At 42.2% G+C, this 12296-nt stretch carries 7 protein-coding genes; 2 read left to right on the top strand and 5 right to left on the bottom strand.

Annotated features, from left to right (window positions below; genetic code table 11):
* Positions 1-46: 46 nt before the first annotated feature.
* Together trxA and HMPREF1505_RS07175 are read left to right on the top strand one after the other, a co-directional pair.
* Positions 47-361: a thioredoxin gene (gene trxA, locus HMPREF1505_RS07180; RefSeq protein ID WP_004360465.1), complete on the top strand. Its 315-nt coding sequence runs from the start codon at positions 47-49 to the stop codon at positions 359-361.
* 243 nt (positions 362-604) lie between these two features.
* Positions 605-2914 (top strand): outer membrane beta-barrel family protein, encoded by a 2310-nt coding sequence (locus tag HMPREF1505_RS07175; RefSeq protein WP_036924064.1) that lies wholly within the window; start codon positions 605-607, stop codon positions 2912-2914.
* Between the two features lie 273 nt (positions 2915-3187).
* Here HMPREF1505_RS07175 and HMPREF1505_RS07170 read toward each other — a convergent pair whose 3' ends face one another.
* The 5 genes from HMPREF1505_RS07170 to HMPREF1505_RS07150 form a co-directional block, all read right to left on the bottom strand.
* Positions 3188-5707: a zinc-dependent metalloprotease gene (locus HMPREF1505_RS07170; protein WP_155948927.1), complete on the bottom strand. Its 2520-nt coding sequence runs from the start codon at positions 5705-5707 to the stop codon at positions 3188-3190.
* A gap of 20 nt (positions 5708-5727) precedes the next feature.
* A complete protein-coding gene (locus HMPREF1505_RS07165; RefSeq protein WP_036924057.1) occupies positions 5728-8277 on the bottom strand; it encodes a zinc-dependent metalloprotease in 2550 nt (849 codons plus the stop codon).
* A gap of 7 nt (positions 8278-8284) precedes the next feature.
* Positions 8285-9712: a PKD-like domain-containing protein gene (locus HMPREF1505_RS07160; protein ID WP_036924056.1), complete on the bottom strand. Its 1428-nt coding sequence runs from the start codon at positions 9710-9712 to the stop codon at positions 8285-8287.
* 40 nt (positions 9713-9752) lie between these two features.
* Complete coding sequence (locus HMPREF1505_RS07155) at positions 9753-10460, bottom strand: DUF4843 domain-containing protein (RefSeq protein ID WP_036924054.1); 708 nt, start codon at positions 10458-10460, stop codon at positions 9753-9755.
* Positions 10461-10827: 367 nt separating this feature from the next.
* Positions 10828-12285, bottom strand: coding sequence for a RagB/SusD family nutrient uptake outer membrane protein (locus HMPREF1505_RS07150; protein WP_036924052.1), 1458 nt, complete (start codon positions 12283-12285; stop codon positions 10828-10830).
* Positions 12286-12296 lie beyond the last annotated feature (11 nt).

Raw genomic sequence — 12296 nt, 5'->3', positions numbered from 1 at the left:
AATAGATAGAAAAGACAATATTAATAAACTTATAAACAGAATAAAAATGGAAGTAGTAATTACTAACGAGAATTTAGAGACTTACAAGAATGGTGAATTACCATTGGTAGTTGATTTGTGGGCAACATGGTGTGGTCCTTGCAAGATGATTGGTCCTATCATCTCTGAACTTGCTGAAGAGTACGATGGTAAGATTGTTGTAGGTAAGTGTGATGTTGAGGAGAATGATGACGTAGCCATTGATTTCGGTGTACGTAATATCCCAACTATCCTCTTCTTTAAGGGTGGTCAGTTGGTAGACAAGTTTGTTGGCGCAGCTTCAAAGGACGTTCTCAAAGAGAAGTTCGACGCTCTGCTCTAAGCTAAACTCTTATAAATATAAAGCCATATCAGTAATCCTTTGATTGGATTCTGGTATGGCTTTTTTTTGTACATAAAGTCTTATCTCTAAACCACCTCACAACTAAAAAAGACACATCAAACTGAAAGTTTTTCTTTTTTTTTATTAGTAATCATATAATTTTATACCTTTGCAACAGAAACCTATCGCTTTTTAAAAGCGCAACTGAGTTTGAACCTTTCGTATCACTTAACTTCATGAGTTATGGAAAAACTATTGCTTATCCTCCTTCTGTTCTGCACTGGACTTCGAGCTAATGCACAATCCGTATCAGGAAAGGTGCTTGATGAAAATAAGAAGCCTATCCCCTACGCAAATGTCATTATTCTTTCAGCCAAGGATTCTACCTTCATTGTTGGCACAACAACCGCTGATGATGGTAGTTTTAACTTCAAGGAGGTTACATTAGGTAATATCCTTAAAGCCTCCTTCGTAGGTTATGAGCCCTTCACTACGGTTCTTTCCAACCAAGACAACCTTACTATCGTACTGAAAGAAGATGCAAAAATGATGAAAGAGGTGCTCGTCAAAGGCAATGCTCCCCTACACAAGATGACAACTGAGGGCATACAAACGAACATAGAAAACACTATACTGAGCAAACTCGGCACTTGTGAGGATGTTCTTGCACATGTTCCGGGACTGACAAAGAAGAAAGATGGCTACGAAGTATTTGGTAGAGGTACACCTATCATCTATATCAACGGTCGTCAGATGCGTGATGCAACAGAGCTTGAACGCCTGAAATCAAGCGATATCAAGAGCGTTGAGGTAATAAGCAACCCCGGAAGCAAGTATAATGCAGCCGTAAGAGCAGTCGTAAAGATACGCACAAAGAAAGCTGTAGGCGACGGCTTTGGCTTCGATGTACGCTCCGCCTACTACCAGTCGGAGAATGTAGACCTCTCGGAATGGGTCAACTGGAAGTATCGCCATAAGCGTTTAGAACTCTTTGGTGCGCATGGCTATTCACTTGACAACGGTCACTATCCCAGCAAAACAACTACAGTTGTTCAAACAGACACCCTCTGGCAGCAGGATTTCACGCAAGAAGTCACCCAAAGGAATTCTATTTTCAAGAATACAGTAGGAGCAGACTATCAGCTAAATGATAGCAATTCTGTCGGTATCAAATACATGCTTAACTTCCCTCATGACTTCCTCCTATCTGGTATTCTTAGTAGTGATGTAACGGCAAACGGAACTTTCTACGACCATATTAACACCTTTGCAACGCGCAAGCTATCCTATCGTCCTTCCCAATTCATTAACCTTTACTATGTTGGAAAGATAGGAAAGATGGACATAGACTTCAATGCCGATTATCTTTACAACAAGCAAAATGACCATACTACCTATCGAGAAGAAAGTCGCAACAAGGTTAGTCGCACCGTAACTTCCGACAATCAAGAGCGTAATAGGCTCATTGCTTCCAAGCTAACCTTGGGCTATCCCGTTTTAGGAGGTAATCTGTCAGTAGGTGCAGAATATACCTATACGAACCGCAATGACACGTATAGCAATCCAGAAAACTATGTTCCAAGCTCAGCCGCACAGCTAAAGGAGTCGAATATAGCTCCTTTCATGGAATACAAACACCAGCTATCAATCTGCCAACTGACAGCTGGTCTACGCTGGGAGGCGGTACGTTTTAACTACTATGAGAACGGACAGCACATTGCTAATCAAAGTCGTTCGTTCAGCAACCTATTCCCAAGCATCTCTGCAGCTACACAGATAGGCGGCCTACAGATGCAATTAAGCTATGCAGCAAGGACACGTCGCCCTTCTTACCGTCAGTTAAGTAATAACGTTTCATACGGCAACCGTTTCTTGATGCAGTCGGGTAACCCACTGCTTCAGCACGAATATATCCACAACATAAGCTTAGGAGCTATGTGGAAGTTCATCCAGTTTGGCATCTCTTACAATGATCGTCGCCACGCCATTGTCTTCTGGAGCGAACAAGACAGCCATAACTCAGCCATCTCACGCATTACCAACACGAATCTTCCAAGCATCAAGACGATATCTACTCAATTAGCTTTTTCGCCAACAATAGGCATCTGGACACCTGAGTTCACGGCATTAATGAAGAAGCAATGGCTCACATTACATACAAGTACGAAGACTTATAAGCTGAACAAACCAATCTGGCAATTCAGCTTCAACAACACCTTTGACTTTGGAAAAGGTTGGTTGTTGTCAATGGAGTCATACTACATCAAGAGAGGTGATGCTGAAATTGGATCCGTTGTACGAAACTCAGGAAGCGTCGACATCAGCCTTACCAAATCCTTCCTAAAAGATAGACTCGCACTTCGCATTCGTGGTACAGACTTATTCCATACACGAAAAGAAGGAGGAATTAGCTACACAGAGTCCATGGAGACACAACAGATTAGTACATACGACAGCCGTCAGTTTGTTCTAACTGTTACCTATAAGTTCAACACTTCACGAAGCAAATACAAGGGTACAGGTGCTGGACAGGCTGAAAAAAACAGATTATAGACAACAGAAAAGCACAAGCAAACTTAGCCTCTGACCCAATAGGCTTAGTTGACTTGTGCCTGAATAACTCCCTACTTACACCCAATTGGCTCTACTTTGGCAGTATATCATAAGTTGTTTAGTACTCCGCACCATTGGTGCGAAGCCTTAACACAATATGTGCGAAGCCTTAGCACGTCATGTGCGCAGCAAAATTACGTACAAAGAAAGAGGGTATATCCAAGACACTAACGTCTAAGATATACCCTCTGAAATGTGTGTTAACACGGAAGATTAATCATTCATATAACGCTGGACACGTGCATACATCAACTCATATTGAGATTTGATAGTTGTATCCTTCGTTGTCTTAATGCGTTCCTCAAGAAGTTTCTGAAGCTTCTGTGCATAGTGGAACACATATTCAGCTGTGCGGTCGATAGTTTCTGTCCACATTGTCTCTGGTTCACCATAACCTACACCAAAGCCAAGGAAAGCCACATCCTGCTTATCATCACGCAAGCTGCGCACCTTACCAACCTGTTTAACCTCAACAATGTTAGCCTTCAGACGTTCAACATAGAGTTGCTGCATGGCGATATCATCGTCGTCAAGATTCTCATCACCAGCAATTGTCTTAGCCCAAACATTATTATACGTATCTTCGCAATACTCCAATGGAGAATAAGAAGTAGAGTCAGCATAATAGCTCAATGCTAAACGCGCAGTTGCAGAAAGAGCCATTTCCTGAATACCACCTGCCAATGTTTTGTAAGGATGAGAGTTGATCTGAGGTAGACGATTCTCAATACTCTCAACACCACGCTTACCAAACTTGCGTGCTTCCTGCAACAACCACATCGCAGCAGCACGCTGTTTCTCCTTAGGCATCACCTCATAACGAGGAATACCAGAAGACTCTGTAGTCTGATTCAGCTTGATACCACCAATGACAGCATAGACATTACGTACGTAACCGTATGCTTGCGAAACAATCTGACGATAGAGCTTAGCCTTACGTGTGCCATCAGCACCATCAGGAATCCACTCATCGAAATGGCTGAGAATGTACTCAAGGTTCTTAAGGCCGTATGTACTTGACTTCACAGCATCATCACCGAGGTCCTCCTCAATGGCGGTTGGGTCATAACGATAACGTGACTGCTGAAGTACGTAACGATACATTGGGTCGTGCGCATGAGACTCTACGAGTGCCATCAGTGGTTTTACATCATCTCTGAAACTCTTTGAGTTAGGGAAGACACGATAGCCCCATTCGATAGCATATTTATCATAGACACCCAACTCAGGAGGAGTCAGTGACACGCCCTTATCTGTTGGCTGTGCAACATAGTTGAAACGAGCATAGTCCATGATAGATGCTGTCGTACCATACTTCTGTGTGAAGCTTGCAGAACGGAGTGAATCTGTTGGGATTGCAGCCGATGCAGCCATGTTGTGCATCAGTCCGAGTGTATGTCCTACCTCGTGAGTTACAATATACTCCAATGTTGGTAACAAAATGCTATCAGGCATATCCAATGTTCGTGCAGCAGGATCAAGCTGTGATGTCTGAATAAATCGCCAACTATTGATGACATTCACAACATCATTATACACCAATACGGTCGCTGTGATAATCTCACCTGTACGAGGATCAACCCATGATGGACCCATCGCATTCTCTGTAGCAGTAGGCAGATAACGAATGCAAGAATACTGGAAGTTATCAGGATCGAAGTTTGGATCATTGGTTGGGAAGTCCACAGCCTGCATCACATTCTTGAAACCGATACGCTCGAAAGCCTTATTCCATCTAAGAACAGCATTCCGCATCGCTGGCTTCCACTTTTCAGGGAACGCATTATCGATATAGAACACAATAGGTTTTACTGGCTCACTGAGCTGACCTGCAAAGTAAGCAGCAGGGTCTTTTGGTTCTACACGCCAACGATTGATAAAGCTTGCATGGTCGATAAGACTGTCATTGACGATTGATTTCGGTGTAAGGAAGTAGCCAAGACGAGTATCACTCAGACGTGGAGTCATCTTATCCTCTGGCAAAAGAGCCAAAGTAAACTGTACACCGATAGAAACTGGATGATTGCTAATAGCAACATTACCACTGTTACCAGTCATATTGGTAACATAGTTGCGCTCCATTGAGATACAAGCGTTGTTTGCAAACGACTTCAAAGAAGTTACCTTAATCCACTCTGGCTTCAAGTCAGCATCCACACGATATGGACCAGCAACCTTTGCAATCACTGGGAAATACTTACTCTCTCTCAAGAAGAAAGAAGAAACATCAAAAAGAATACCTCCAGTCTTCTTGTTTCTTGCCTTGATTGGGAAGCTATAGAAGTCAAGGTTACGATAGTTCGTAGCCTGTGCCTGCTTCGCATTGCCTGCTGGTAGGGCGTCAAGTAATTCAGAGTTGATAGCCTGCATTACAATAGAGCTGTCCTTCTCTACAAAGCGTACGTGTGAAATAGAACCAGCACGAGTACCTACCTCTGCAAACTGCGGGCTTGATACAGATGAAATTGTAGCACCAATCAGCATGTCACGACCAATAGAAGAAGGTGGCAACTCCATGAGGAGTTTCTCACCTGTTCTATAGAACGAAACGAATGGTCCCTTTGCAGAGTCCGTCTTCTCTTCGGTTAGAATACGCTCATAGGCATCTTTCTTCACTACAGAAGTAGTGGTTGTAGCCTTCTTTTTCTTCTTTTTAAAGAAAGGGAACGCCTGTGCTGACAGTGAAAGGCTCAAGAATCCCACTACTAATAGGGTTACATGAACCGATTTCATTGATAAAAATGAAGTCTTTCTCATTTCTTCACCTCCATTGTCTTATTGATTTTGAAGAGCATCATCTCATAGTGTGTACGCGCTTCAAGTGGCAAGTTTGCCTTCAAACATTTCTCCAAAGCTGTTCTCAACTTCAAAAGACAGTTGTAGAAGTAAAGCTCTGAGTTGTCTGCGAGTGTGATATCAACAGTTGGAGCAAGATTCTGAGATGGGTCACCAAAGCCTGGAGTAGCACCAAGATCATCACCCTTCAAAGCCATGCTGGAACCAGAACCACCACCAGAACCACCGTTTCCAGTAGCCTTAGAGACAACACTCTGTGCCTGACTCATGAATGCACGCTGCAAAACACGCTCGCCCTGAGATGGTGCGCGCATGTCAGCAACACTCTTAAAGAGGGTGTTATAGATATCATCAAAGTACTCTTTCTGTGTGTAACTGTTTGGATTCAAGTAAGAAGTAATAGCCACACGCATACGTGCTGCCATCAAATCGTAGCCCATGAACTCTAAACTCTGGTCATAATAGCTTACTGACAAGTAGCCCTTACGCTCGTAGTTACGGTTAGCATACTTCTTGAAACTCATTGCCTCCTGCAAACACCACAAGAGTGAACGACGCTGAAGATCCTTAGAAACAACCTGATACTGTGGTACTCCTGCTGAAATCTTCATATTGTTGAGGTACATTCCACCAACATTACTCAACACCTGCTTGAACAAAGCGTAACGATTTTGTGATATCTGCAGGTATAACTGATCTTTGATACGAGTATCCTCATCGTTCTTAATCCACTTAGAGAGGTTGTTTTCAACGATTGTATAGTTCTTATTTGCAAGGTTTGCACTTGCAATCATATCGTTACCAAGGGCTCCTGCAGCAAGACGTGGGTCCCACTTAGCATTGCGCTCAGCATAATAACGAAGACGTGGGTTTGTCACCTTCTTGTCAACAAACGCCTCAAGTGTATTCTTCTCATCATTGATAGAAACATTATCGGTATCGAAGTAACGATAGTTCCAATCAATTGTAAAGTAGTCGTACATGCCAAGTCCTGTTGGAGCAAGACGTACACCATTATCTGTTGGCTGTGCAACATAATTGTAATGAACGTCATCCATAACCGAAGGAGTAAGCCCCATGGTAGTCGTGAAACGTGCATTACGCAATGAATCAGTAGAATAAGTAGCTGAAGCACCAAGGTTATCCAAGAGTCCTAACATACTACCAGTTTCCTTCGTAACCAACATCTTCAAGCCTTCAGCAAACTTTGCAGCAGACAAACGGTTGCTACGTACTGATGGATCAACAGCACCTGTTTCAATTAAACGCCACTTATGTAACAACTTCTCGACATCAGAATAGATAAACATAGAGGCTGCCATAATCTCACCTGTATTAGGATTGACATAGATATCACTCTTTGGAGCAGATGAAGAACCACTTGGTATGTAGCGAATACAAGAATACTGAATGTTGTCTGGGTCGAAATCGCCCTGCTTCTGTGGAAAGTCAACAACCTCAATAGCATTCTTAAAGCCTATCTTTTCAAAAGCCTTATTCCACTCAAGAACACCCTCACGAATTGGCTGTTTCCATGCTTCTGGGAAGGTATCATCCAAATAGAAACGGATTGGATTAGCAGGCTGACTCAGCTTACCCTTAGCATAAGCCTTCTTATCCTTTGGTACAAGATTCCAACGATGAGAGTAGAAGATACGCTTTGTACCTTCACCTTCCTTTGGAATTCCCAAACGAACTGAGTAGTTAACACCGATACGTGAGTCCATAATACGTGGACGCATTGCAGACTCTGGCACAAGTGCTACACTATAACTAACACCAACAGTTGTAGGACGTTCACCTCCGATAGGCATAGACATCAGAGAAGTAGACACACCATAAGTGAAGTCATTATTAACGATAACATTCGTATCAAAGCTCTTTATACCACGAATGAACGAGAGTTCAGGCTTTGGAGTAGCCTTGATACTATAGTTACCATTCTTTGTTGGCATAACCGATATGAGGTTAGTTGGTTTACCTAACAAAGAAGTTACGTCAAAGACAACTGCAGAGCTGTCGTTGTTATAAGCCATAATGTTAAAGCCCTGCCAAATACCATCACGATAATTCAGAGACAATGCACTATCAAGGTCTGCTGAGTTAGCATTCTCCTTGAAAAGAACATTGTTAGGAGTCTTCATCACTACAGAGCTATCCTGTATGTCAAAATAGAACAAAACAGGATTAGAACTTGTTGAACCAACAGTAACTGTAGATGCATCAGTTGTCGAGTTTACTACTCCACCAAGCATCATCTGCTTCTTCAACAAAGTACGTGGCAACTCAAAGTAAATCTTGTTATCAAGCTTATGGACAGTAATAAACTTACTACGTGCCGTCTCAGTCTTTTTATCTTTGAAGAGACGGTCATACTTTGTCTCCTTCTTTGGTTTAGACTTAGACTTGTCATCATCAGCTTTTGCAACAGTACTTTGCAATACAAGGAGGAGCAATAATGCCCCTCCAAGTAAAGAGTTCTTAAATGAGAAATTCATTCTTATCATTTGTATGTTATTTATTTCTGAATAATGCCTTCACAATACGTCCCGTAATGTGCTGCTTTGACCAACGCAGAGCATTTGTCTGCGTGTCATAACAGTATAGACTACCTGGCATAGATGCCGATGTATCATTGGTTGCAACATAGATGAGATTATCATCATCTGAGAACACCATGTCTACAATCTTCTCAGAACTGCTACCTACAGTGAACAGTGCAGCAGTCGGGAAGTTGCTATTAGCAAGTACGTTATGTGCATAGACTGCATTGCCATTAGTGTAATAAACAATATTCTTGCTGCGAGCAGAGCGTACTACAGAGCCATTAGCGATACCAGAGGTAGAAGGCATTGCAACACGATATAGCACGTTAGCTGCAATTCTCTTATCTGCAGAAGAAGAGTAGTAGCCTGGGAAGATGTATGTAAAGTAGAATGTTCCCGTACTTGTCTGATTGGTTATCAGAGCAAGGTTACGCTGCTTGTTAACACTACCCATACCTACCAACGTATCACCAGTAAAGGTTCCCTTCAAGATTTCAGCAGGAACAGATGTATTCTCAATAGCCATTGCTAACAGAGAGCCATGTGCATTGTCAAAGTAAGCATCACCATGTGCATAGAAAAGGTCGTCTCTCCACCATGGAGTCATGCGGTCTGCGAATGAAACAGAACCACCTACAGCACTTGTGAAACGTGAAGTCTGTGAAATCAAGTTGGTTGTGTTCAGACCCAATGAATACAAGTTATTCTTAGTAACAGCCATTACCTTTGGCGCACCTGGGTCAGAGTTAGCCTCTACCTGTATCACCTTCTCGCCGACTGGAGTCTGGAAAAGTGACAACATTTCATAACCATCAAGCTGGTAAAGTGTTGATGGATTACCTGCTGCAATAATCAGAACATTGTTTGCCTGACCACCGATGGTCTTGTTCCATGCCATTGAGCAAGGGGTACCAAAGTTAATGTTAGGGTTGTTAGGAGCCAACACATCAAGGTGGAAACTCTTGTTTACATCCTCTGTAGGTACATATGAAAGGATTGACTTACTATTGTTTTCTGCCAAGAGATAAACACCCTTTGTATAAGCATACTCAACATTCACATTGAATTCATAGATCTGAATATTCTGACCATTGCTCAAACGAAGACGTCCAGTATAGCTTCCTGAATTCTGAATAGGATAAACAAGTGCAGAATCACTTGAAACCAACTTATGATTTATCTCCCATTCGTAGGTCAGTTTCTGCTTTCCATTGCTTTGCAACACCGCTGGGTTGATTTTCAAAGTATCACCCTGATTAAGTGTATAACTGCTATTCAGAGGTGTCTGCAGACTGATTACAGACACACCATCACCCCCTTCTGTTGAATCATCCTTGATACAAGAAGTGAAGGCAAGAGCTGTTGCAGCTAAGATAAATAAATATTTCTTTACCATAATTCGTCAATTATTTTAATCGTTATACCTATGAACGTGCTTATTCAGGGTTGGCTGCAAAGTAAGCCTTCAACTTCTGAATATTTCTATAAAGCTGTGTCCAACTTCTTGTATTACGTATTGCCTTCTCAATCTCACTTGCATCTGAGTTATACAAAGACAGAAGATAACGATACTTAGCTGGTGTATAAGCAGGAAGACCCATTGCTTGCAGCGTAGGATTGTCCCACCAGTATGGCTTTTCAAGTACATTGTCAAAAGTAATCGTTCTCTTTAGTGCATTAGGGAAACGGACACCAAGGTCGTCAGATGCTTCCAAACGCAGAACAAGACGAATATTTTCATTCTTAGTATCACTAAGATTCTGACGCAAAAGAACTACACGAAAACTTGATGCAAGACTATCGGCTGGAATTACTTGATCACTATTGATTGCCTCAAAGTGTACTCCTGCTTTGGCAGAACTACTTGGGTCAACAACTACTTTATAATGTTGAGCCTGTGACTTTCTCACTCCAGCAAGCTTGACTTTTACAGTAACCGTGTCTGTTGTCACGCTCGTAGGCTGTGTTCCGAACGAATAGTTATATAATGTGTCAGAAGCATTATTGAGGTCGAAATAAACCTGGTTTGCTCCTTCGAAAGTACCATCCTTTGAGTATTCACCTTTGTACTCATCGTTTGAACACGCTACCAACGACAATGCGATGACACCGATAGCGAAGAAGTTTGTGATTGATTTATACATAATCATTTGTTTTTTAGTGTTGTCCGATAAGCAATTTCCATGTAGCTTAGCCTTTTTTCCCCTTATTATATAGGACTGTGACGACTTCGCTTTTCCATGTTTTGCCAATGTCTTAAGTTCCCGCACATGTGGTGCGAAGGCTCAGCACGGATGGTGCGGAGGGCTAACACCAATGGTGCTGCATATTAGTTAGCCCATCAAAGAGCTTATACTACTTAAGTATTATCGGATTACAATATTTGTTTTTATGTTTATATCTCTTCTTTTATACACTCAAGTCAGTGATTTAGCTATGCTAAACGTTTTTACAAGTAGTCTTACTCGTATCGTTTAGCAGTGCTAAACCATGCTAACTCTTTGATATGAACTATTCGTTATGTACTGCCTGATCACCGTACTCATTCTCTCTATCTGGCCAAGGGAGATTGAAAATGGCATCTGAAGGCTGATACGTGTCGATATTTCTGAAGTCAGTGAAACTACGGTTATAGTGCTTCAACGCATAGAAGGTCTGTCCCATACCAGGGAACTCACGCATACGCTCACGCATCATCTCCTGCTCGAAGAGTGTACGTGTAGCTACCTTAGCCGCGTCAACATCACCTAATCCCCTACTCTTTCTTACCTGATTGAGCAGACTGATTGCCTCTGTCTGATTTGTATCATAAAGACTTTCGCTCAAAATATAATACATCTCTGGCAGACTAATCAACACAAAGCCTTTCAACACACCTCTTGTAGCCTCGGCATCATTCTGGATTAGACGGATAAAGCTGAAAGAAGAAGTTGAGCCTGACGTGTTCTCTCTAAAGAAAGAGGTGAAACGGAGGTCAGAGCTAAGTGCTGTAAAGAGGTCGGTCTCATAGAGACTACGTGTATCACGACGACCCTCAACGAAAGAGCCGTAACCTGTAGAGCGCAGGAAAGCTGTACGGATTGCTGTTGAACGATCGGCTGCATAAACACCGAAAATCATCTCCTTACTTGCAGGGAAACGCATCACAGAGTCAAGTGAAGTACTTGTATTCAGCTTAAAGTTCTGTGTAGCATTGATGACTTCACGAGCATACTTTGCTGCTTCTGTGTACTTACCCATAGCGTAGTATACACGAGCTTTGGTAGCCTTTACTGCATATTTATTGAAAAGTATCACACGTCCCTTACTATAATCACGTACGAAAGTATTATCGTAAGTAACATCATTGTCGTCTGTCAACAATGAGTCAGCCTGATTCAAGTCCTTAAGAATAAGGTTGAACGTAGCCTGCAAAGTGTAACGTGTGCGGTTCTTCAAATTGAACTCTGTTGCATAAGGCAGACCAAGTGTGTTTGCATCACTGCGCGTATAGTCTGTACAGTAGAGGCGAGCGAGGTCGAAGTGCATAAAGCCACGCAGACCCAACGCCTCACCATGAATCATCTTGCGCTCTTGTGCACCTGCACTAATATCATTAATGTGTCTCAACACATTGTTGACATTAGAGATATTGTTATACATATTGCTCCAAACAGCATCCACGACGTTGCGTGCTTGCTGGTTAGTATATTGGTAGCGGTTCAGATAATAACTAACATCTTGTGTGTTGTCATAACCGAACTGCTGACCTAACTCATCCACCATACCCCATGAAAGGTTACTACCATAGAGATTGGATGAAGCTAACTTACCGTAGATACCAAACATAGCATCCTCATAACCAGTAAGGTCAGTGAACATCTCGTCATCTGTAAGCTGTCCTTTTGACTGCACATCCAAGAAGTCGCTACATGATGTAAGCAAAGCAAACACCATGGATAGTCCTATATATTTCGTTATCTTCTTCATTTTATCCTAAT

The organism is Prevotella sp. ICM33 (assembly GCF_000517825.1).
GTDB classification, from domain to species: Bacteria; Bacteroidota; Bacteroidia; order Bacteroidales; family Bacteroidaceae; genus Prevotella; species Prevotella melaninogenica.
This window is presented reverse-complemented; position numbering and strand designations above follow the sequence as displayed.

Coding starts and splice junctions, on each gene's coding strand:
- trxA (WP_004360465.1), top strand. CDS start 47: ATGGAAGTAGTAATTACTAACGAGAATTTAGAGACTTACAAGAATGGT.
- HMPREF1505_RS07175 (WP_036924064.1), top strand. CDS start 605: ATGGAAAAACTATTGCTTATCCTCCTTCTGTTCTGCACTGGACTTCGA.
- HMPREF1505_RS07170 (WP_155948927.1), bottom strand. CDS start 5,707: ATGAAATCGGTTCATGTAACCCTATTAGTAGTGGGATTCTTGAGCCTT.
- HMPREF1505_RS07165 (WP_036924057.1), bottom strand. CDS start 8,277: ATGATAAGAATGAATTTCTCATTTAAGAACTCTTTACTTGGAGGGGCA.
- HMPREF1505_RS07160 (WP_036924056.1), bottom strand. CDS start 9,712: ATGGTAAAGAAATATTTATTTATCTTAGCTGCAACAGCTCTTGCCTTC.
- HMPREF1505_RS07155 (WP_036924054.1), bottom strand. CDS start 10,460: ATGTATAAATCAATCACAAACTTCTTCGCTATCGGTGTCATCGCATTG.
- HMPREF1505_RS07150 (WP_036924052.1), bottom strand. CDS start 12,285: ATGAAGAAGATAACGAAATATATAGGACTATCCATGGTGTTTGCTTTG.